Source organism: Polaromonas sp. YR568, assembly GCF_943369415.1.
Classification (GTDB): domain Bacteria; phylum Pseudomonadota; class Gammaproteobacteria; order Burkholderiales; family Burkholderiaceae_C; genus Polaromonas.
Genome location: NZ_CALRNF020000030.1, coordinates 1 through 21,941 on the forward strand (window position 1 = coordinate 1; position 21,941 = coordinate 21,941).

General features: G+C 66.6%; 19 protein-coding genes and 1 pseudogene. 17 read left to right on the forward strand and 3 right to left on the reverse strand.

Annotated elements, in window-relative coordinates; translation table 11 throughout:
• Positions 1 to 297 (forward strand): annotated as a pseudogene (locus tag ACLV74_RS18060) (hypothetical protein); the annotation flags it as partial.
• A gap of 85 nt (positions 298 to 382) precedes the next feature.
• Entirely contained in the window at positions 383 to 1,054 is a 672-nt protein-coding gene (locus ACLV74_RS18065; protein ID WP_411880790.1) for a hypothetical protein, read from the forward strand.
• A gap of 10 nt (positions 1,055 to 1,064) precedes the next feature.
• Here the strand turns inward: ACLV74_RS18065 and ACLV74_RS18070 are convergent, their stop codons facing one another.
• The 3 genes from ACLV74_RS18070 to ACLV74_RS18080 form a co-directional block, all read right to left on the reverse strand.
• Positions 1,065 to 2,174 carry an endonuclease/exonuclease/phosphatase family protein gene (locus ACLV74_RS18070; RefSeq protein WP_411880791.1) on the reverse strand — a complete coding sequence of 370 codons (1,110 nt, stop codon included), beginning with the start codon at positions 2,172 to 2,174 and terminating at the stop codon, positions 1,065 to 1,067.
• A 152-nt stretch (positions 2,175 to 2,326) separates the two neighbouring features.
• Positions 2,327 to 2,461 (reverse strand): hypothetical protein, encoded by a 135-nt coding sequence (locus tag ACLV74_RS18075; RefSeq protein ID WP_411880792.1) that lies wholly within the window; start codon positions 2,459 to 2,461, stop codon positions 2,327 to 2,329.
• 720 nt (positions 2,462 to 3,181) lie between these two features.
• Entirely contained in the window at positions 3,182 to 4,402 is a 1,221-nt protein-coding gene (locus tag ACLV74_RS18080; RefSeq protein ID WP_411880793.1) for a XylR family transcriptional regulator, read from the reverse strand.
• Between the two features lie 214 nt (positions 4,403 to 4,616).
• On the opposite strand from ACLV74_RS18080, the gene ACLV74_RS18085 reads away from it, so the two are divergent.
• The 15 genes from ACLV74_RS18085 (at position 4,617) to xylB (ending at position 21,910) form a co-directional block, all read left to right on the forward strand.
• The gene (locus ACLV74_RS18085; protein ID WP_411880794.1) at positions 4,617 to 5,384 is read left to right on the forward strand and encodes an SDR family NAD(P)-dependent oxidoreductase; all 768 of its coding nucleotides are present in this window, start codon (positions 4,617 to 4,619) and stop codon (positions 5,382 to 5,384) included.
• A complete protein-coding gene (locus tag ACLV74_RS18090) occupies positions 5,381 to 6,382 on the forward strand; it encodes an NAD-dependent epimerase/dehydratase family protein (protein ID WP_411880795.1) in 1,002 nt (333 codons plus the stop codon). The genes ACLV74_RS18085 and ACLV74_RS18090 overlap by 4 nt, the downstream gene beginning before the upstream one ends.
• 99 nt (positions 6,383 to 6,481) lie before the next feature.
• Complete coding sequence (locus ACLV74_RS18095; RefSeq protein WP_411880796.1) at positions 6,482 to 7,459, forward strand: ABC transporter substrate-binding protein; 978 nt, start codon at positions 6,482 to 6,484, stop codon at positions 7,457 to 7,459.
• Positions 7,460 to 7,614: 155 nt separating this feature from the next.
• Positions 7,615 to 8,718: a sugar ABC transporter substrate-binding protein gene (locus tag ACLV74_RS18100; RefSeq protein WP_411880797.1), complete on the forward strand. Its 1,104-nt coding sequence runs from the start codon at positions 7,615 to 7,617 to the stop codon at positions 8,716 to 8,718.
• Between the two features lie 11 nt (positions 8,719 to 8,729).
• Entirely contained in the window at positions 8,730 to 10,280 is a 1,551-nt protein-coding gene (locus ACLV74_RS18105; protein ID WP_411880798.1) for a sugar ABC transporter ATP-binding protein, read from the forward strand.
• Positions 10,277 to 11,263 carry an ABC transporter permease gene (locus tag ACLV74_RS18110; RefSeq protein ID WP_411880799.1) on the forward strand — a complete coding sequence of 329 codons (987 nt, stop codon included), beginning with the start codon at positions 10,277 to 10,279 and terminating at the stop codon, positions 11,261 to 11,263. Before ACLV74_RS18105 ends, ACLV74_RS18110 begins: the two co-directional genes overlap by 4 nt.
• Positions 11,263 to 12,261, forward strand: coding sequence for an ABC transporter permease (locus ACLV74_RS18115; protein WP_411880800.1), 999 nt, complete (start codon positions 11,263 to 11,265; stop codon positions 12,259 to 12,261). Before ACLV74_RS18110 ends, ACLV74_RS18115 begins: the two co-directional genes overlap by 1 nt.
• 21 nt (positions 12,262 to 12,282) lie before the next feature.
• The gene (locus tag ACLV74_RS18120; protein WP_411880801.1) at positions 12,283 to 13,239 is read left to right on the forward strand and encodes an SMP-30/gluconolactonase/LRE family protein; all 957 of its coding nucleotides are present in this window, start codon (positions 12,283 to 12,285) and stop codon (positions 13,237 to 13,239) included.
• A 164-nt stretch (positions 13,240 to 13,403) separates the two neighbouring features.
• The gene (gene xylA, locus ACLV74_RS18125) at positions 13,404 to 14,729 is read left to right on the forward strand and encodes a xylose isomerase (RefSeq protein WP_411880802.1); all 1,326 of its coding nucleotides are present in this window, start codon (positions 13,404 to 13,406) and stop codon (positions 14,727 to 14,729) included.
• A gap of 14 nt (positions 14,730 to 14,743) precedes the next feature.
• The gene (locus ACLV74_RS18130) at positions 14,744 to 16,228 is read left to right on the forward strand and encodes a sugar ABC transporter ATP-binding protein (protein WP_411880803.1); all 1,485 of its coding nucleotides are present in this window, start codon (positions 14,744 to 14,746) and stop codon (positions 16,226 to 16,228) included.
• Positions 16,209 to 17,222: an ABC transporter permease gene (locus tag ACLV74_RS18135; RefSeq protein WP_411880804.1), complete on the forward strand. Its 1,014-nt coding sequence runs from the start codon at positions 16,209 to 16,211 to the stop codon at positions 17,220 to 17,222. The genes ACLV74_RS18130 and ACLV74_RS18135 overlap by 20 nt, the downstream gene beginning before the upstream one ends.
• A 56-nt stretch (positions 17,223 to 17,278) precedes the next feature.
• The gene (locus ACLV74_RS18140) at positions 17,279 to 18,241 is read left to right on the forward strand and encodes an ABC transporter substrate-binding protein (protein WP_411880805.1); all 963 of its coding nucleotides are present in this window, start codon (positions 17,279 to 17,281) and stop codon (positions 18,239 to 18,241) included.
• Positions 18,242 to 18,248: 7 nt separating this feature from the next.
• A complete protein-coding gene (locus ACLV74_RS18145) occupies positions 18,249 to 19,274 on the forward strand; it encodes a sugar phosphate isomerase/epimerase family protein (RefSeq protein ID WP_411880806.1) in 1,026 nt (341 codons plus the stop codon).
• Positions 19,271 to 20,422, forward strand: coding sequence for a Gfo/Idh/MocA family protein (locus ACLV74_RS18150; RefSeq protein WP_411880807.1), 1,152 nt, complete (start codon positions 19,271 to 19,273; stop codon positions 20,420 to 20,422). Before ACLV74_RS18145 ends, ACLV74_RS18150 begins: the two co-directional genes overlap by 4 nt.
• 3 nt (positions 20,423 to 20,425) lie before the next feature.
• Positions 20,426 to 21,910 (forward strand): xylulokinase, encoded by a 1,485-nt coding sequence (gene xylB, locus ACLV74_RS18155; RefSeq protein WP_411880808.1) that lies wholly within the window; start codon positions 20,426 to 20,428, stop codon positions 21,908 to 21,910.
• The last annotated feature ends 31 nt before the right edge of the window (positions 21,911 to 21,941 follow it).

The window sequence follows — 21,941 nt, forward strand, 5'->3', positions numbered from 1 at the left end:
ATCGGCGCGCTGACCAACGCCGGCGCCGCGGCCTCGCAGGCGGCGATGGCGGCCCAGGACATGCTGCAGCGCGACCGCGCGGCGGCGCGGCAGAACCTGCCCTCGGTGTTCACCGTGCGTGTGGTTGGCTTCGGCAACGAGCCCATGGAAGCGGGTCCGTCGGGGCCGCGCAAGGACGGTTCACGGCCAGTGAGTGCCAATCCGCAAGGTGTGGTGGAAGTGCTGGGCCAGATGGACCTGCCGCCTTCGCAGATGGAGCTGCTGACCGCCACGGAGCGGCGCAACCTCAAGCGCTGACGGGATGGGGTGGGATAAAGCAGTCCCGGCCCATGGCGTTGGATTAAAAATGGCGGTTTTGGGCCCGTCTATCCGTCTATACAACATGGCCTTCCCAGAAAACACCCCTGCCCAGGCGACCAGCCGGGCGCGCATTGCGGGCGCCGCCGCTCCGCGCTGGCTGCTCACACGGGATGGCTCAGCCACCGTGCCCGAACAGTGCAATGAAGTTCAAGACCCGCTGCCGCCGCAAACCCAAGCCCCGTTGTCCACGCCACTGCAGTGGAGGAGCCCCTGGTGGTTGTGGCAGGGCGTCGCCTGCGCAGCTTCGACTTTGCTGGCGCCGACCTTCCTGGCCATAGGCGGCTTGCTGCTGCGGGATGCCCACAGCGACCACCCGGTGTTCTGGCCCTCGCTGATGCTCAGCGTCGCGCTGGCCAACCTGCTGGCCATGGCGGCCATGAACCAGCTGCACCACCGCCGTCCCTTCAGCGGCCGCAAGCGGCTGGCCGCGGGCTACGGCGTGTTCAGCATGCTGGCGGGCGGCGTGCTGTTCCTGCTGCTGGGCTGGGCCAGCGGTTTTTTGCCCGATTTTGTGCTGCCCCTGTTCGGAGGTGGCGGTTCCCCGCTCAAGGCCCTGTTCTGGAGCCTGGCGTTGGCCCTCTTTTACAGCCTGCTGTCGTTTGCGCACGCGAGCATGTTGTATGCGTGCTTGTGTTTTCGAAATCCGGGGCAAGATGACGGGTGGCTCGACGGGATCGGCTGGCGCCTGGGTTAGCCGGAGCGGCTCAAGCAGGCCCGATGTCAAAATCGGCCCAGATCAGGTGATGGTCCGACGCCTCATCGGCTTTCCCGGTGACGGTGTCAAATGCCTCCCAGGTCCCGGGATGGTAGGAGCCTCTTCTTTCCACGCCCGTGCCCGTCAAGGCCGCCCGAAGTTCCGGTGACATGATGAGATAGTCAATCTTGTCGGAGGGGCGTCCCGTGCCGAAGGTACCCGGCCTGTCGACGGGGTATGACGCATGGTCCTGGATGTCGTGCCAGCCGTCCTGGAACAGCGGCTGGAGGGCCTCGCTTTCCGGCGTGTCGTTCAGGTCGCCGCCTATAAGGACGAATGGGCTGACCTGATCCTTCGCCGTTCTTGCAATCCCGGCCGCGCGGATTCCCTGGGCCCTTCGCCGCTCCTGCGCATCAAGGTCATTGCCGCCGCGTTTTGACTTGAAGTGGTTGGGGCACAGCACGATCAGTTGGCCGTTCGGCAACTGCACCACATACTCGGGACAGTCGCGTGAAAATATGAGTTTCCCGTCGGCCTGGTCGTCCACGTGAGAGCGAATGCCCGTGATAGGGAAACGGCTGAGGATGCCGACATCGATGCCGCGCGAGTCATTGCCGTCTATCACCATCACAAAGGGGAAATCATGGTGAAATTCCCCGCGCAGAACCTGTTCGTTGAAGCGCTGCAGCGCGGGCCGGTTCTCCACTTCCACGCATAGCAGGATGTCGGGATTGACCTCGGTCACCACCCGCGCGGTGTTGAATATCGCAGGCCAGCGCACATCCGTGCGCCTCAGTTCAAACCACCCCGTCCAGTCGCCGACCCCCGCGGCCACGACACTGACCACGCCCGCCCGCGTGCGTTTGAACAGCTGGCCGCGAACCTTGTTGAGATAGACGAGTGCGTTGGCCGGCGGGTTCAGCGAAGAGAATTTGTAGCGTTTGTCCAGCCGCAGCAATTCCGCCTTGTCGGCGTCTGTATACGATGGTTTGCCGGCAATCGCATTGAGGCGGGCATGGTCGTCAATGGCCTGCTGGCCGGTTTGCCCCGCACCTTCTTGCATGGCCGTGGGGCGGGTAAAAAGATTTTCGAGATTGTAGGAAGCTACCCGAACTTTCATCGCTGTCCTCCGGCAAAAGGTGTTTCAAGGTCGAACCGTACCCGGCGGGCTGGTGAGGACACCGTCGCGGCGATGCTGCCGCCAAAAAATGTCCGCGTTATGACACGCGTGTGCGATCAGGACTTTGAAAGAACGGTGTCGCCGTCAACGCATCAGAGTTCGGTGACTTGAACCGCGAGGTCGTGCAGCCTGGCTTTGCCCATGTAATAACGGTCCAGCCGCCACGCCTTGAGTATGTCGATCGCCAGGTCGAAGGCGTCGTAGTCCAGCTGGTAAAGATCGTTCAACTCGAATTTTTCGTCCGACTCGAGGGCGCGTACCAGGCGCGCCAGCGCCGCGGCTTCCGCCGTGGTGGGGTCTTTGGCAATCAGCCTGCGGGCAGCTTGAAATTATGTCGAGCCCATGACGGCGCTGTCTATCGTGAACCGCCAGAAGTAAGGAAATACTTTGTATGCATGCCAATGCCAGTACCCGTCCGATGAGGTGCTATACGCGCACGAGAGAGGCAATCGCCGGTCAATTTCCACTATAGGGATCGAGTTTGCTTAGCCCGAACCCATGGGATCACCCAGGATGCGGATGCGTCGCTTGTTACAAACCCCGACAGACCCTATTCCACGGAGGCAATATTTGCGCGCACTTCGGAGGGCTTCCGACAGCCTTTCAGAACTTTCCGTAACTCGTGATTTCCTGGGCAAAAGTCCGACAGACCCTATTCCCACGGATCAGAATGCCGCCGGCGAAGCCGCCAGGTTTCTTGGTTTGGGGGACGCTCACTTCGCGTAGCGAAGTTATGCGGCCAAGCTCTGCCAGTGCCAGCGGCCTGTCAATGCGGCGGGAGATCGCGTAGCCCACGCCTCACATCCAGGCACCCGAGCGCGAGTTGGGCGTCGAGCTGTTCGAACGCGACCAAAGCGCCCTGAAGCTGAGGTCGGCAATCGGTGGCCGCTTGGTCTTGACTCCGTGTGGTCGAGTTCGGGGAGCTCACTCCAGGCCCGAGTCTGGCTTCAACGCGGCTCGACACGTTTGGCTTCTCGCCATGCGGCCGGAGTCGATCCCACTTCTCGCCGGAACACCGCGTTCAGGTACTGCACTGAGCGGAACCCGGAGGCCTGCGCAATCTCTGCGATGCCCGTGTCTGTGTGGGCCAAAAGCTCGAAGCAGTGTTCCAGTTTGCGCTGCAGGATTTGGTCGTGCACCGAGCGATTGAGGTCGCGGCGGAAATACATTTCCAGCGATGAACGCGACATGCCCATCATCTCGGCCACCTGCTCGGTCTTGATGCCCTGGCAGGCGTACTGGCGTATGTAATAGAGCCCCCGCATCACCGCCGGGCTGTGCTTGACGTCGCGGGCGGTCGACGCCCGGCTCTGGACACCGGCCGGCGGCACCACCACGCGGGTGCCGCGAACCGGCGAGCCGCTCAGCGCCTGATGCAGCAGCTGCGCCGCGCGGCGGCCCATTTCGGCCGTGCCCTGGCTCACGGAGCTGAGCTCGATGCGGGTGAGGTGCTGCCCCAGCGTATCGTTGTCGATGCCGATGATCGCCACCTCGTCGGGCACGGCGATGTCGGCGACGATGCAGGCCTGCAGCAACTGGCGCGCGCGCGCGTCGCTGACGGCGACGATGCCGATCGGCTTGGGCAGGCTGTCCAGCCAGGCGATCAGCTTCTTGGTGGCGCTCCCCCAGGTAGGTGCGCTGGTGGCGAGGCCGCGGTGAATCTCGCCCGAAGCGCCGTTGCGCAGCAGCCATGCCGAAAAAGCCCTCTCGCGCTCCTGGGCCCAGCGGTTGAGCGGGGATTCCGGGAGGCTGTAGCACGCGAATCGCGTCACGCCGGCTTCCACCAGGTGCTCCAGCGCGTGCGCGACCAGCAGCTGGTTGTCCGTGGCCACGTAAGGGACCTGGCCCGGGTAGCTGGAGGGATCCTCGTACGAGCCGCCGATGGCGATGACCGGGACATGGGCGCCCGTGAGCGCCCGCGCGACGGCGGGGTCGTCGTAGTCCGCGATGATGCCGTCGCCCTCCCACTCGTGGATGCCGTCCAGCCGGAAGCGGAAGTCCTCCTCCAGGAACAGGTCCCAGGCCACCCGCGTCTGTTTCACATAGTCGCCGATGCCGATCAGGATCTCGCGGTCGTAGACCTTGCTGGCGTGGAACAACAGGGCCACGCGCAGGACCGCGGGGCCGTTTTTCCGGCCGGGCCGGCGCGGGGTCGGGCTTTTTGTCATGGAGGGCCGATCTTGGCACATCAAGCCAATTGCTGCGATGCAGAAAGAAATTTCGTAAGCCGCACTCGGCAATTTCGCAAGCCGCGGCGCGGGCGCACCCGCTAGCATCGCCACTCTGCTTGTCGCGGTGGGGCACTCCTCCCATCGCGCGAAGGCGCGCCCTCCATGGGCGCGAAGCAGAAAACGGCTTCCGGGGAAACCAACGAGGAAATCGATGACTGAGCCAACCCGCTACCCGAGTCTCAACGGCAAGAGCGTGCTCATCTCCGGCGGCGCTACGGGGATAGGCGCTTGCCTCGTGGAGCATTTCGCCGCGCAGGGCGCCCGGGTGGGGTTTGTCGACATCGACACGGAAGGCGCCGTGGCTTTGCTGGCCAGGCTCGAAGGTGAAGGGCTGCGCGGAGTCCATTTCGAGGAATGCGATGTGACCGACATCCCCCGCCTGCGCGGCGCCATAGGCGTGCTCCGCCGGCACATCGGCCCCATCCAGGTGCTGGTGAACAACGCGGCGAATGACCAGCGCCACCTGATTGAAGAGACCACGCCCGAGTCATGGGATGCCGGCGTGGCAGTCAACCTCAAGCATTACTTTTTTGCCGCGCAGGAGGTTTTCAAGGACATGAAAGCCCTGGGCGGGGGCTCCATCATCAATTTCGGCTCGGTGAGCTGGATGGTCAAGACGGGCGGGATGCCTGTGTACACCACCTGCAAGGCCGCGGCGCAGGGACTCACCCGAAGCCTTGCGCGCGACTTCGGCCCGCATCGCATCCGCGTCAACACGGTGGTCCCGGGTTGGGTCATGACCGAAAAGCAGGTCCGGCTGTGGGTGACCCCGCAAACGAAGATCGAACTGGCGAAGGCGCAATGCCTGCCCGGCGAACTGGCGCCCGGGGACCTCGCGCGCGCCGTGCTCTTTCTTGCCTCCGATGACAGCAGCATGATGACGGCGCAGGACCTGGTCGTCGACGGTGGCTGGACATGAACGCTCCGGCGGCGCGCGATCTCATCCTGGTGACGGGCGCGGCCGGAAAAGTCGGGCGGGCCTTCATCGAGCGTCTGCTGGGCGATGCACGCTACGACGGGTTCCGGCTTCGCGCGCTGTGCCACAAGCGGACCTTGCCTCCGCATCCCCGGGTCGAATCGGTGCAGGGCTCCATCCAGCATAGAGACGACGTCCGCCGCGCGCTGGAAGGCGCCACGCACGTGCTGCACCTGGCGACCAGCAAGGAGACGCCGGACGATGTGATGGATGTGGCGGTCAAGGGCATGTTCTGGCTGCTCGAGGAATGCCGCGCCAGCAGCACATTCCGGCAGTTCCTGCTGGTGGGTGGAGATGCCGCGGTGGGCCACTTCTACTATCCGCACAGCGTTCCCGTCGTCGAGAGCCAGCCGCACAGCGCCTACCCGGGGTGTTATGCCCTGTCCAAGGTGATCGAGGAAGTGATGCTGGAGCAATACCAGATCCAGTACGGGCTTAACGGCTGCTGCCTGCGCGCGCCCTGGATCATGGAAAAGGACGATTTCCGTTATTCGCTGTCCTTCGGCGACGACGTTTTCGGCGGTCCCCGCTGGCACGAGCTGGTAGGGGCGGCGAGGGCGCTCGAATACATGGCCGCCGAAGCCATCCCTGTGATGCTGGATCCGCAAGGCAAACCGGTGAAGCGCAACTTCGTGCATGTGGACGACCTGGTGGAGGCGCTTGTGTTGGCGCTCGATGCGCCGCAGGCCAGGCACCAGCGCATGAACGTCTGCATGGATGAGCCCGTCGATTACGGGGCGCTGGGCGACTACCTGGCGCGCACGCGCGGAACGCCGCTGGTTCCCGTGCCCACCCCCTACCACTCGACCTGGCTGGACAACAGCAAGGCGAAATTTCTCCTGGGCTGGCGTCCGCGCTACGACATGGCGCGCCTGGTGGAGGCCGCGTGGGCCTACCAGCGTTCGGCCGGGGAGCCCCGGGTCGTCTGGTATCCCGGATAGGAACACCCGCTCCACCCGCCGCCGCACCGGGAGGAGCAGGGAAAGCAGAAAGATCGGGTGCCGGCGCGCTTAGCCCAAACCAATATCAGGAGACAAGACATGAGACTTCTTACGCGACGCACATTCACGGCAGGCCTGGCCGGCGCCGGCCTCGCGCTGGCATGGAGCCCGTTTGCCCGGGCCCAGGCCGCAGGCAAAAAACTGGTGATCGGCTTTGCCCAGACGGGCGCCGAGAGCGAATGGCGCACCGCCAATACCGACTCGGTCAAAGCCGCGGCCAAGGCGGCCGGCCACGAATTGAAGTTTTCCGATGCGCAGCAGAAACAGGAGAACCAGATCAAGGCGATCCGCTCCTTCATCACCCAGAAAGTGGACGTCATCATCCTGGCGCCGCTGGTCACGACAGGCTGGGACACCGTGCTGAAGGAGGCCAAGGCCGCGAAGATTCCCGTGATCCTGGAGAGCCGCAACGTGGTGGTGAAGGACCCGTCCACCTGGACCACTTTCATCGGCTCCGACTTCGTCGAGGAAGGCCGGCGGGCGGCGAAATGGCTTCTCGACAACACGAAGAGCACCACAGGCCCCGTCAACATCGTCGAGCTCCAGGGAACGGTCGGTTCGGACCCCGCGATCGACCGCAAGAAAGGATTCGACGAGGTCATCAAGACGAATCCGCGCTACAAGGTCATCCGCTCCCAGACCGGCGACTTCACGCGCGCCAAAGGCAAGGAAGTGATGGAAGCCTTCCTGAAGGCCGAGGGCAAAAAGATCAACGTCCTTTACGCGCACAACGACGACATGGCCATAGGCGCAATCCAGGCCATCGAGGAGGCGGGCCTCAAGCCCGGCAAGGACATCCTCGTCATCGGTGTCGACGCCGTGAAGGGCGCTTTCGAAGCCATGATCGCGGGCAAGATGAACGTCAGCGTGGAGTGCAACCCGCTTCTGGGGCCGCAACTGATGGAGGCAGCGGCGAAGGCCGCCGCGGGCCAGCCCCTGGAGCGCTGGATCAAGACCATAGAGGGCGTATTCCCCGCGGAAATCGCGGCCAAGGAGTTTCCCAACCGCAAGTACTAGTGAGTACCAGCGAAGTACTGGCGAAACGGTTTTGCATTCGTAGGGCGACAGGAAAGCGGCTGGCCTGGAAGTCGCGGCCCATTACGACCCACCCGCGCGGTTTCGCGATCGCGCGCATGCCGCCAGGCCGGCAAAAAAACGATCAGGAGACAGCCATGCATACAAGACGAGACGTCCTTGCCGCAAGCGCCGGTGCAGCACTGGTGGGTATTGCGGGGCGCGCGGCGGCGCAGACCTACGAACCCGCCTGCTTCAAGCCTTTTTCCGCCGGCACCAGGACCATCCAGTACCCGGCCAGGAAGGGCCCCTACCGCATCGCCCTGGCCAACGGCTACGCGGGCAACAGCTGGCGCATCCAGATGATCAAGTCGCTCAAGGCCTACGCGGCGACGCCTGAGATGAAGGCCCACATCAAAGAGCTGAAGGTGGTTTCCACCGGCACCGACGTCGCCGCGCAGCTGGGCGCCGTCGACAACTTCATCAACGCGGGTTTCGACGCCATCCTCACCATCGCGGTGTCGCCCACGTCCTTCAAGCCGGTGATCAAGCGCGCCAGGGACGCGGGCGTGGTGCTGATCCCCTTCGACAACGTGCTGGACACCGACGAGGTCATCCAGGTCAATGAGGACCAGTTTGAGATGGGCCGCCTCATGGGGCGATGGCTGGAGAAAAACGGCGTCACCAGCGGCAAGGTGCTTGAAATCCGCGGGCTCCCGGGAAACTCGGTCGACCGCGACCGGCATCTGGGTTTTCGCGAGATCATGGAAAAGCACAAGGGCGTGCAGATCGTCGAGGTGGTCGGCAACTGGGACGACGGCACTTCCCAGAAGGTGGCGGCGGACGCCATCGCCGTGCACGGCCGCTTCAACGGCATCTACACCCAGGCCGGCTCCAACGGCACGGTCCGCGCGCTCATCGAGGCCAAACATCCCTTCGTGCCTATCGGCGCCGAGGGTGAGAACGGCTTTCGCAAGATGGTCTACGCGCATAACAAGGACGGGCTCAAGGGCGCTTCGGCCGCGCAGTCGCCCGGCCTGGTGGCGGTGGCGTTGAAGGCGGCCATCGCCGCGCTGCAGGGGCAGAAGCTGCCCCAGTACATCTCGGTGCCCATCCCCTATGTGGAATACCAGCAGATGGAGCCGGGAAAGAACTTCTACCCCGAGCTGCCGGATACCTTCTATGTGGCCAATGAGTTCCCGCCGTGCAACATCAACATCACGGCGCCGGACATCATGAAGCAGAGCGAAGGCAACACCTGAAGGAAGGCGCCATGCTCGAGGCCTTGCTGCAGCTCCAGGGAGTCTCCAAGCGCTATGCGGGCGTGCGCGCGCTGGACGGCGCGGACCTCACCTGCCATGCCGGTGAAATCCATGCCGTTCTCGGTGAAAACGGCGCGGGCAAGTCCACCCTGATCAAGACCATCGCCGGGGTGGTGCAGCCCGATGCCGGCCGCATCCTCATGGAGGGAGCCGAACTGCGCCTGGTTTCGCCGAACGTGGCCCGAGACCACGGGATCGCCTGCGTGTTCCAGGAGTTGTCCCTGGTGCCTGACCTCTCGGTGGCGGAGAACATCTTCCTGGCGCGGCCGCCGCGCCGGCGCGGGCTGATCGACGCCAGGGCCCAGCAAGAGCAGGCGCTGGCGTTGCTGGACAGGCTGGGTTGCGGCGACATCCATCCCAGGGAGCGCGTGCGCGACCTGCCGCTTTCCAGGCGCCAGCTGATCGAGATCGCCAAGGCGCTGAGCCTTCAGCCGCGGCTGCTCATCCTCGATGAGGCGACCTCCGCCTTGAGCGGTGAGGACGTGGAGCGGCTCTACAAGCTCCTGTTCGAGCTGCGGGCGAGCGGTGTGGGCTGCCTGTTCATTTCACACCGCATGCATGAGGTCAAGGCGCTGGCCGATACCTGCTCGGTGTTTCGCAGCGGCCGGCGCGTGGACACCTTCCCCAGCGCAAGCCGCTCCGATGAGGAGGTGGTGCAGCTGATGATAGGCCGCGATGTCGCCAGGTCCTATCCGCCGAAAACCGGTCCCGCGCCCTGGGCCCAGCCCGCCATCAGCGTGGAGGGCCTGAGCTGGCCCCCCGAGCTCCACGACATTTCGCTGGAAATCAAGGCGGGTGAAATCGTCGGGCTGGGAGGGCTGGACGGGCAGGGCCAGCGGGAGCTGCTGCTGGCCCTGTTCGGTGTGCTCAAGGGCGTCCAGGGAAAGGTGCGGGTGTTCGGCGAACAACGCGGCCTGGCGCCGTACAGATGCAGGGATCCGGAGCTGGGCATCGCGCTGATCCCGGAGGACCGCAAGACGGAGGGGCTGATCCTGCCCATGAGCATCCGGGAGAACATGAGCCTGGCCAGCTTGCCGGCGCTCGGGCGCCTGGGCATCCTCAGCGCGGCGGCGGAGCACTCCGCCGTGGCGCGGATGGTGGAGCAGCTGCGCATCAAGATCGGCTCCACGCAAGACCCGGTGCAGACCTTGTCGGGCGGGAACCAGCAGAAGGTGGTGATCGCCAAATGGCTCATGACCCGGCCGCGCGTGCTGCTGCTCAATGACCCGACCCGCGGCATCGACGTGGCCACCAAGCAGGAGCTGTATGCGCTGCTGCGCCGGCTCGCCGGCGAGGGCGTGGCCGTGCTGCTGTATTCCACCGACTACGAGGAGCTGGTCGGCCTGGCCGACCGTGTGCTCATCATGTATGAGGGCCGGATCGCCCGCACGCTGGCCGGCGGCGAGATCAGCGAGCATGCGATCGTGGCCTCTTCGCTCAATGTTTCGCTCAACGACTCGCTTGACGTTCCCTCCGGCGGCCGGGAGGCCGCCATGGCATGACCCGCCGCGGCGAATGGGCCATGGCATTGCGGCGCAACGGCGGGCCGCTGGCCGCCCTGGCGGTGTTCGCCCTGATGTTTGCGCTGTTCCTGCTGGAGCATCCGCGCTCGATCTCCGTGGCCATCGTGACCACCGCCTCCAACAAGGCGGTGCTGCTGGCCATCGTGGCGATGGCGCAGACCTTGCCTGTCATCACCCGGGGACTGGACCTTTCCGTCGGCATGGTGATGGTGCTGACCGGATGCCTCGCCTCCACGGTGGTGAACGGTGCGCCCTGGCAGGTGGCCCTGGGCGTCGTGCTGGTGCTGGCCTGCGGCGCGGCGGCGGGCGCCCTCAACGGCGCCATCGTGGTGTTCGGGCGCCTTCAGCCCATCATCGTCACGCTCGCCACCGGCGCGGTGTACTTCGGCTTTGCGCTGCTGCTGCGGCCCGCGCCCGGCGGCGAGGTCAGCGAGGGGCTGGCGGACGCCCTGACCGGCCGGCTGTTCGGGGTGGTCCCGGCCACCCTGGTCCTGCTGGCCGCGCTGCTCGTGTTGGGGTGGATGCCTTTGCGGCGGACGGTGACAGGGCGCGCATGTTATGCCGTCGGCTCGTCGGAGCAGGCCGCCTACCTTTCCGGCGTTCCGTCCGGGCGCGCCAAATTCCTCGCCTACACCCTCGCCGGGCTGCTGTCGGGTGTCGCCGGGCTGCTGCTGTCGCTGATCGCGCTGTCGGGCGAGGCCAGCGGCCCGCAGGCGGGGCTCTATACCCTCAACTCCATCGCGGCGGTCGTGATAGGCGGCACCTCGCTGTACGGCGGCACCGGCGGGATGGTCGGCTCCATCCTCGGCGCCTTCGTGCTGCGCACCATCGGCGACCTGCTGTTCGTCTTCAACGCGCCGGCGCTGTGGCAGCCGCTGTTCGAGGGCCTGATCCTGCTGGGCGCCGTGTGCATGGGCGCGGCGCGCGTGCTGCGCGTCAGAAACCGCCTGGAGCTTTTCTGATGAACGCGAGTGAAGTGATCGCCGCACAGCATTCGTCCGTGGCCGGCGAGCGGCCCCTGCGGCCCTTGCGGCGGCTGCTGCTGAACCCGCCCGCCGTGGTCGCGCTGTGCTGCCTGGCGCTGCTGCTGGCCGGCAGTGCCGTGAACCGCAACTTCCTGATGCCAGCCTACCTGCTGCAGCAACTGCAGATCGCCGCTTTCCTCGGGCTTGCCGCGGCGGGCTTGATGGCCGTCATCCTGCTGGGCCACATCGACCTGTCCGTGCCGTGGACCATCACCACCGGCGCCATGATGGCCGCCGCCGCGGGGGCGGCCTTCGGGCCCGGGTGGGCCATTCCCGCCGGCCTGCTCTGCGGAGCGCTGATCGGATTGGTGAACGGCCTGGGCGTGGCTTTCCTGCGGATTCCCTCGATGATTTTCACGCTCGGCGCGAATGCCGTGCTGCAGGGCCTGATGGTGCTGTACACGGGCGGCCATGCACCGCAGGACGCGGCCACCCCGCTGATGCGCGACCTGGCCGTGGGCAGGACGGTGGGCCTGCCCAACGCGGTGCTGGCCTGGGCGGCCGTCTCGCTGCTGGTGTACCTGCTGCTGACGCGTACGGCGGCCGGCCGCTACGTCTACGTGATCGGCAACAGCGAGCGCGCCGCCTACCTCAGCGGCGTGCGCACCGCCGGGATGACGGTCGCCTGTTTCGTCGCCTGCGGCACGCTGGCCGCATTCGCGGGCGTGCTGCTGGCCGGGTATTCGGGCAACGCCTACCAGGCCATGGGCGATCCCTACCTGCTGCCGGCGATCGCGGCCGTGGTGCTGGGCGGCACCAACATTCTGGGCGGGCGCGGCAGCTACCTGGGCACGGTCGCCGGTGTGGTGTTCATCGTGTTGTTGCAAAGCATGCTGGCGGTCTTGCAGATGCCCGAAGCGGGCCGGCAGATCATTTATGGAGCGCTGATCCTGGCCATGCTGCTCTTGTATGGAAGATCGGCCAAAGTGAGATAAGGTGAGGTAAGGCAAGGTGAAATGAGCATGGGTGAACACTACGGCATTCGCGGCGAGTTCCGCCTGTACGACGCGCGCTTTCGCGGCGTGGCGCCGCCCAACGGCTTTGTCGAGAAGCTCTACACCGGCGCGCGCTGGGCCGAAGGGCCTGTATATTTCCCCGCGGGCGATTTCCTGCTGTTCAGCGATATCCCCAACAACCGCATCCTGCGCTGGGTGCCCGATGGCGCCGGGCCCGGATGTGTCGTGGAGTTCCGCAAGCCCTCTGATTTCACCAACGGCAACACGCGCGACGGCAAGGGCCGCCTGCTGAGTTGTGAACATGGCACGCGCTGCGTCAGCCGCACCGAACATGACGGGCGCCGCACGGTGATCGCCTCCTCGTTCCAGGGCAAGAAACTCAACTCGCCCAACGACCTGGTGGCAGGACCCGACGGGGCCCTGTGGTTCTCCGACCCGACTTACGGCATCCTTTCCGACTACGAGGGTTATACGGCGGAGCCCGAGTACGGAGGCCGCTACGTGTTCCGCGTCGATCCCGCCAGCGGCCGGGTGGACGCGGCCGCGACCGATTTTGTCCAGCCGAACGGGCTGGCATTCTCGCCTGACGGAAAGCGGCTGTACATCGCGGACTCGGGGGCCTCGCACGACCCTGGGGGGCCGCGCCATATCCGTTCGTTCGAGGTGGAAGAAGGCCGGTTGCGCGGAGGCGAAGTGTTCGCAACGGTGGACACCGGTATCCCGGACGGGCTGCGCGTGGATGCCCTGGGCAATGTGTGGACCAGTGCCGGCGACGGTGTCCACTGCTTCACGCCGCGGGGCGAGCTGCTCGGCAAGATCCTCATTCCGGAGCCGGTGGCCAATCTCGAGTTCGGCGGTCCCCGGGGTAACAGATTGTTCATCACGGCGACCACTTCACTGTATGCCTGCTACCTGGCGGTGTCCGGCGCCGGCGCCCACGCACCACGGCCCGGCTGAGGCGTGTTCCGGTGCCGGGCCAGGCACCCTCACGCCGATTTGCACAGGTTCACGTCAATTGCTGCAATGCAGAAAGAAATTTCATAAGCCGCGCTCGCCAAATTCGCAAACTTGCGCGGCGGCGCAGGGGCTAGCATCGCCACTTTGATTGTTCCGGCGCAGACATGACCTCCTTCGAATCCCTACCTCAGGTCCTCTATGAGGGCCCGCAGTCAACGAATCCGCTGGCCTACCGCCATTACGACGCCAAGGAGCGCGTGCTGGGCAAGACGATGGAGCAGCATTTGCGGCTCGCCGTCTGCTACTGGCATACCTTTGTGTGGCCGGGTAACGACGTGTTCGGGCAGGCGACCTTCGCGCGGCCCTGGCACGTGCCCGGCGACGAGCTGACGCTGGCGCGCCGCAAAGCCGACGCCGCCTTCGGCCTGATCTCGCGGCTGGGCGTGCCCTTCTACACTTTTCACGACACCGACGTGGCGCCGGAGGGCGCGAGCCTGGCGGACTACCGCGGCAACCTCTCGGCCATGGTGGACGTGCTGGCGCAGAAGCAGCAGGAGACGGGCATAGCGCTGCTGTGGGGCACGGCCAACCTCTTCAGCCATCCGCGCTACGCCGCCGGGGCCGCGAGCAATCCCGACCCCGAAGTCTTCGCCTATGCCGCGACGCAGGTCTTCAGCGCGCTCAATGCCACCCACCGGCTGGGCGGCGCCAACTATGTGATGTGGGGCGGCCGTGAAGGCTACGACACGCTGCTCAACACCGACCTGCGGCACGAGCGCCGCCAGCTCGGCCGCTTCATGCAGATGGTGGTGGAGCACAAGCACAAGATCGGTTTCCAGGGCCAGTTGCTGATTGAGCCCAAGCCGCTTGAGCCCACCAAGCACCAGTACGACTACGACAGCGCCACGGTCTACGGTTTCCTCAAGGAATTCGGCCTGGAGCACGAGATCAAGCTGAACATCGAGGCCAACCACGCCACCCTGGCGGGCCACAGCTTCCAGCATGAAATCGCCACGGCCGCTTCGCTGGGCATCTTCGGCAGCATCGACGCCAACCGGGGCGATCCGCAAAACGGCTGGGACACCGACCAGTTCCCCAACAGCGTGGAAGACCTCACCCTGGCGATGTATGAAATCCTGCGCGCCGGCGGCGTCGGCAGCGGCGGCTTCAACTTTGATGCCAAGGTGCGCCGCCAGAGCATGGATCCGGTGGACCTGCTGCATGGCCACGCCGGCGCCATCGACGCGCTGGCCCTGGCGCTCAAGAGCGCCGCACGGCTCATAGCGGCCGGTGAGCTCGAGCGCTTTCGCGCCGAGCGTTATGCCCGCTGGGAGGGCGACCTGGGCCGCGGCATCCTGGGCGGGGACATGAAGCTCAGCGAGGTCGCCGAATACGCGTTTGTGCAGGACCTCAGGCCCCGGCCGGTGAGCGGCCGGCAGGAGTGGCTGGAAAATCGCGTGAACGCCGCGATCTTCGATCCCGTCGCCTGAACGGAGCTCCCGCCATGAACCCGGCCGTCGGCTTCCAGCAGGTGACAAAGCGCTTCGGCCCCGTGCAGGTGCTGCACGGTGTGAGCTTCGCTTTCGCGCCCGGCCGCGTGTACGGCGTGCTGGGCGAGAACGGCGCCGGAAAATCCACGCTGATGAAGATACTGGCCGGCTACGAACAGGCCAGCGAGGGTTCGGTGGAGATCGCCGGCCAGGCCGTGAGTTTCCGCGGCCCGCGCGACGCCGAAGCCGAAGGCATCGTGATGATCCACCAGGAGTTCAACCTCGCCGACGACCTGACCATCGCCCAGAACATCTTCCTCGGGCACGAGTTGATACGCCATGGTTTTCTGGACGAGGCGGAGATGTCGCGCCGCGCCGAGGCGGCCATGCGCTCGGTGGGGCTCACCTGCAGCCCGGGCCGGCGTGTGCGCGACCTGATCGTGGCCGAAAAGCAGCTGGTGGAGATCGCCAAGGCGCTGAGCCGCAATGCCCGCGTGCTGGTGATGGACGAACCCACCGCCACGCTCACGCCGTCGGAAACCGACCGGCTGTTCGGCCTGATCGCGCAATTGCGCGGCCAGGGCGCCACGGTGCTGTACATCTCTCACAAGCTCGATGAAGTCGAGCGCATCACCGACGAGGTGCTGGTCATGCGCGACGGCCGCCTGGTGGCGCAGCGTCTCACGGGCAGCGTGAGCCGGCACCAGATGGCCAGCCTCATGGTGGGCCGTGAACTCAGCGACCTGTTCCCGCCGCGGCAGCCCGTGACGGCCGGCGCGCCCGTGCTGCTCAAGGTGGAGGGCCTGCAGGTGCCCGGCTGGGCAAAGGACGTGAACTTTCAGGTGCGCTCCGGTGAGATCCTGGGTTTCGCCGGGCTGGTCGGCGCCGGGCGAACCGAGTTGTTCGAGGGCTTGCTGGGCCTGCGCCCGTCGAGCTGCGCGGCGGTGGAAATCAAGGGCCGCACCTGGACGCGGCGCAGCCCGCGCTCGGCCGCGCGCCTGGGACTGACCTACCTGAGCGAGGACCGCAAGGGCCGCGGCCTGCACCTGCGCATGGGCCTGGCGGAGAACCTCACGCTGATGGCGCTGGAGCAATACGCCCGGCCCTGGCTAGCCCCCGCGGCGGAGCGCGCGGCCCTGAAGCAGGCCAGCGAGGCCTTCGGCATCCGCGCGCCGGCCGGTGTGCCGGCCTCGGCGCTGTCCGGCGGCAACCAGCAGAAACTGGCGCTGGCCCGCGTGCTGCAGCCGCAGCCGCAAGTCGTGGTGCTTGACGAGCCCACGCGCGGCGTGGACGTGGGCGCCAAGCGCGACATCTATTTCCTGATCCAGCGCCTGGCCGCCGAGGGCCGCGCCGTGGTCATCGTCTCGTCCGAACTGCTGGAGCTCATCGGCCTGTGCCACCGCGTCATCGTCATGCGCCAGGGCAGGCTGGCGGCCGAGCTGCCGCAGGACCAGCTTACCGAAGAACTGCTGATCGCCCATGCAACTGGAACCCACTAAGCCCATGGCCGGCGCAGCGCCGGCGCCTATGGCCGCGCGCCGGTGGTCCGGCCTGCGCGGCGGCGGCCCGCTGGCGGGCCTGGTCCTGGTGTGCCTGCTCGGCGCCATGCTGAACGAGAACTTCGCCAGCCTGGACAACATCATGAACGTCCTCACGCGCACGGCCTTCATCGGCATCATCGCCGTGGGCATGTGCTTCGTGATCATCTCCGGCGGCATTGACCTTTCCGTGGGCTCCATGGCGGCATTGATCGCGGGCACCATGATCCTGCTGATGAACGCCGCCGCGGGCGCCGGCTGGCCGCCGCTGGCCGCCATCCTGGCCGGCATGGCCTGCGCCATCGCGCTCGGTGCGCTGTTCGGCCTGGCCCATGGCCTGCTGATCACCAAGGGGCGCATCGAACCCTTTATCGTGACCTTGGGTACCCTGGGCATCTTCCGCGCCTACCTGACCTACTTTTCCAACGGCGGCGCGATCACGCTGGACGGCACGCTGGCCACCGCCTACGGCCCGGTCTACTACGGCAGCTGGCTGGGCGTGCCGGTGCCGGTGTGGGTCTTCATCGTGGTCGCGTTGCTGGGCGGTTTGATCCTGAACCGGACCGCCTACGGCCGCTATGTGCAGGCCATAGGCTCCAACGAGCAGGTGGCGCGCTACGCGGCCGTGGACGTGGACCGCGTGAAGGTGCTCACCTACATGCTGCTGGGCATCTGCGTGGGCATCGCCACCGTGCTCTACGTGCCGCGCCTGGGGTCGGCGTCGCCGGCCACGGGCCTGCTCTGGGAGCTCGAAGCGATCGCGGCGGTGATCGTCGGCGGCACGGCGCTCAAGGGCGGCGCCGGCAGCATCACCGGCACCGTGATCGGTGCGGTGCTGCTTTCGGTGATCAGCAACATCCTGAATCTCACCAGCATCATCAGCGTGTACCTGAACGCCGCGGTGCAGGGCTTCGTGATCATCGCCGTGGCGTTTTTCCAGCGCGGGCGCAAATGAGGCATTCCACCGGCGGCACTGCCGTCTTTTCAGCCAACCCAAAGAGGAGACAAACCATGAAACCGATCACCCAACTGCTCGCGGCAGGCGCCGCGGCCCTGGCCTTGTTCGGCACCGCGCCGGCGGCGCTGGCGCAGAACAAGCCGCACATCGGCGTGTCCATCCCGGCCGCCACCCACGGCTGGACGGGCGGGGTGGTGTACTGGGCCAACCGCACCAAGACGGAGCTGGAAAAGCAATACCCCGGCCTGAAGGTCACCGTCAAGACCGCCGGCTCCGCCGCGGAGCAGGCCAACCAGGTGCAGGACCTGCAGACGGCCAACAAGATCGACACGCTGGTCATCCTGCCCTTCGAGTCGGCCCCGCTGACGCAGCCCGTGGCCCAGGTCAAAGGCAAGGGCGTGTACGTGACGGTGGTCGACCGCGGCCTGACCGACCCCGGCGCACAGGACGCCTACGTCGCGGGCGACAACCCCGGCTTCGGCAAGGTGTCGGGCGAATACCTCGCCAAGGCACTGGGCGGCAAGGGTAACGTCGTCGTGCTGCGCGGCATCCCGACGGTCATCGACAACCAGCGCGTGGACGCGTTCATGGCCGTGATGAAGGGCCAGCCGGGCATCAAGGTGCTGGACGCCAAGCACGGCAACTGGAACCGCGACGACGCCTTCAAGGTGATGCAGGACTTCCTGACGCGCTTCAAGCAGATCGACGCCGTCTGGGCTTCCGACGACGACATGGCCGTCGGTGTGCAGAAGGCCATCGAGCAGGCCAAGCGGACCGACGTCAAGCTGGTGCTGGGAGGCGCAGGCTCCAAGGACTACATCAAGAAGGTGATGGACGGCGACAAAGTCGTGACGGCCGACGTCACCTACTCGCCCAGCATGATCGCCGACGCGATGAAGCTCACCGCGGCCGCGCGCGTCAAGGGCGAGAAGCTGCCGGCCTCCACCATCATCCCCTCGGTGCTGGTGACCAGGGACAACGCCAGGCAATACTATTTCCCCGACTCACCGTTCTGAGGCAGCCATGGCCAGACCCGTCACACTTTTTACCGGACAGTGGGCCGACCTGCCGCTGGCCGAACTCGCACCCCTGGCGCGCGGCATGGGCTATGACGGGCTCGAGCTGGCCTGCTGGGGCGACCATTTCAACGTGCAGGAAGCGCTGGCGAGCGAACGCTACGCGCAGGACAAGCGCGCGCTGCTGGAGAAGCACGGCCTGCGCTGTTTCGCCATCGGCAGCCACCTGGTGGGCCAGGCGGTGTGCGACCTGATCGATGAGCGTCACAAGGCCATCCTGCCCGCGCATGTCTGGGGCGACGGCGATCCGGAAGGCGTGCGCAAGCGCGCCGCGCGCGAGATGCAGGACACCGCCCTTGCGGCCGCCAGGCTTGGTGTGAAAGTCGTCACCGGCTTCACGGGCTCGTCGGTCTGGCATTCGCTGTATGCCTTCCCGCCGACCTCGCAGGAATACTGGGAGCAAGGCTTTCGCGACTTCGCGCAACGCTGGAAACCCATCCTGGACGCCTTCGAATCCGTGGGCGTGAACTTCGCCCTGGAAGTCCACCCCACCGAGATCGCTTTCGACACCGCCTCGGCGCAGCGCGCCGTCGAAGCCGTGGCGGGGCACAAGCGCTTCGGCTTTAATTTCGATCCCAGCCACCTGGGCTACCAGGGGGTGGATTACGTGAAGTTCCTGCGCACCTTCCATGACCGCATCTACCACGTGCACATGAAAGATGTGTGGTGGGGCAAAGGCGACGGCACCGTGGGCGTGTTCGGCGGCCACACCAGCTTCGGCGACGCGCGCCGCCATTGGGACTTCCGCAGCGTGGGCCGCGGCATGATCGACTTCGAGTCCATCATCGTGGCCCTGAACGACATCGGCTATGCCGGCCCGCTGAGCGTGGAATGGGAGGACAGCCGCATGGACCGGGTGCACGGCGCCACCGAAAGCGCCGCCTATTCCAGACGCCTGGACTTCAAGCCGGCGGCCGGCGCCTTCGACGCGGTCTTCGACAAGGCCAGGCAGGGCGGGATGGCCGGGTCATGAAAAAGCTGCGTTATGCCATGGTGGGCGGCGGGCAGGGCGCTTTCATCGGCGCCGTGCACCGCAAGGCCATGGCGCTGGATGGGCAGATGGAGCTGGTGGCTGGCGCGCTGTCGTCCGACGCCGAGCGCGCGCGCACCTCAGGCCGGGAACTCGGCCTGCGCCCGGAGCGCAACCACGGCCGCTGGCAGGACCTGCTGGCCGACGAGCTCAAGCGGCCGGCGCAGGACCGTATCGACTTCGTCTCCATCGTCACGCCCAACCATGTGCACTTCCCGGTGGCGCTGGCCTTCGCCGAGGCGGGCATCCACGTGGTCTGCGACAAGCCGCTGGTGCACAGCAGCGAAGAGGCCCAGGCGCTGGAGCGTGCCGTGCAGCGCAGCGGCTGCGTCTTCGGGGTGACCTACAACTACACCGGCTATCCCATGGTGCGTGAAGCCCGCGAGCTGGTGGCCAAAGGCGTGATCGGCGAAGTGCGCAAGGTCATCGTCGAATACAACCAGGGCTGGCTTGCCACCAGGCTGGAAGCGACGGGGCAGAAGCAGGCCGACTGGCGCACCGACCCCGCGCGCAGCGGCCTGGCCGGCGCCATCGGCGACATCGGCTCGCACGCCGAGAACCTGGTGGCGACCGTCACCGGGCTGGAACTGGACAGCCTCTGCGCGGACCTGACCGCCTTTGTGCCCGGGCGCCGGCTGGACGACGACGGCAATGCGCTGCTGCGCTTCAGCAACGGCGCCAGGGGTGTGCTTATCGCCTCGCAGATCGAGGTGGGGTGCGAAAACGACCTGCGCCTTAGGGTGTTCGGCACGCAAGGCACGCTGACCTGGCACCAGGAAGAGCCGAACCGGCTCATTCACTCGCCCATCGACGGGCCCGCGCGCGTGCTGACCCGCGGCTCTCCCTGGCTGGGCGAGGCCGCGCGCCGCGCCACACGCCTGCCGACCGGCCATCCCGAGGCCTTCCTCGAAGCCTTCGCGAACGTCTATCTCGGCGTGGCCGCGGACATCCGCGCGCTGCAGGCCGGCGTGGCGCCGGATCCGCTGGATGCCGACTATCCGCGCCTGGCCGATGGCGCGCGCGGCGTGCGCTTCATCGAAAAAGTGGTGGAGTCCGCCGGCAGCCAGGCCAAGTGGACGCCGATGCGCTGACGCATGTTCCTCGGCATCGATCTCGGGACTTCCAGCGTCAAGGCCGTCGTGCTGGACCGCCGACACCAGGTGTTGGCCGTCGGCACGGCGCCGCTGGCGGTCGACCAGCCGCAGCCGCTGTGGCGCGAGCAGGATCCCGATGCCTGGTGGCGCGCTTGTGATGGCGCCGTCCGGGAAGCGCTGGCCGGATTGGCGGCGGCGGGGCATAGCCCTGGCGATCTGGAGTGCATCGGCCTGACCGGCCAGATGCACGGTGCCACCCTGCTCGATGCGCAGGACCAGGTCCTGCGCCCCTGCATGCTCTGGAACGACGGGCGCTCCGCCGCGGAATGCGAGTTGCTGGAAAGCGAGGTGCCCCGGTCGCGGCAGATCACCGGCAATATGATGATGCCCGGCTTCACGGCGCCCAAGCTCTTGTGGGTGGCGCGCCATGAGCCGGCGGTGTTCGAGCGCGTGCGCCATGTGCTGTTGCCCAAGGACTGGCTGCGCTGGCGCATGACCGGCGAATACGCCACCGACATGTCGGATGCGGCCGGCACGCTGTGGCTTGACGTTGCCAGGCGCGACTGGAGCGACGAGCTGCTGGCCGCCTGCGGTCTGTCGCGCGAGCACATGCCGTCACTGCACGAAGGGCCGGAGCCGACGGGCAGCCTGCGTGCGGATATTGCGCAGCGCTGGGGCTTGCGCTCCATCCCGGTGGCCGCCGGTGCGAGCGACAACGCCGCCGGCGCGCTCGGCGCCGGTGTGTTCCGCGCCGGCGACGCCATGCTGTCGCTGGGCACTTCGGGCGTGGTCTTCGTCGCCACGCGTGAATTCGTCTCCAATCCCGCGCAAGCCGTGCACAGCTTCTGCCATGCCTTGCCGCAGGCCTGGCACCTGATGTCGGTCATGCTGTCGGCGGCTTCGTGCCTGGATTTCACCGCCTCCCTGCTCGGCGAGCGCGACGTGGAACGGCTGCTGGCCGAGGCCGAGGCGCGCGGCTTGAGACCGTCCACGCCGCTGTTCCTGCCCTACCTGAACGGGGAGCGCACGCCGCACAACAACCCGCAGGCCCAGGCCGTGTTCTTCGGCCTGAATGCCGGCACCTCACGCGCCGACCTGGTCAATGCCACCCTGGAAGGCGTGTGCCATGGGCTGGCCCAAGGCATCGCGGCCTTGCAGGCCACCGGCGCCGGGCTTGAGCAGGTCAGCCTGATCGGCGGCGGCTCGCGCAGCGCCTACTGGGCCCGGATGCTGGCCGACGCCACGGGGCTGGAAGTGATCCGGCGCGAGGATTCCGCCGTGGGTCCCGCCCTGGGCGCGGCCCGGCTGGCCTGGCTTTGTGTGGACAAGGCCGGCGCGCAGGATGTCCTCAAGGCGCCCGCGGCATTGGACAGCTACGTGCCCCGGCCCGCCGAGCAAGCACGATGGAAAGAGCGCGCGGCGCGTTTTGCGTCGCTTTACGCCGGTGTGGCCCCCTTGTACGGTTCGAGCGCGGCGCTGGATTGAGCCCGGTTTTTCGGGCCTTTCGCAGACGTGC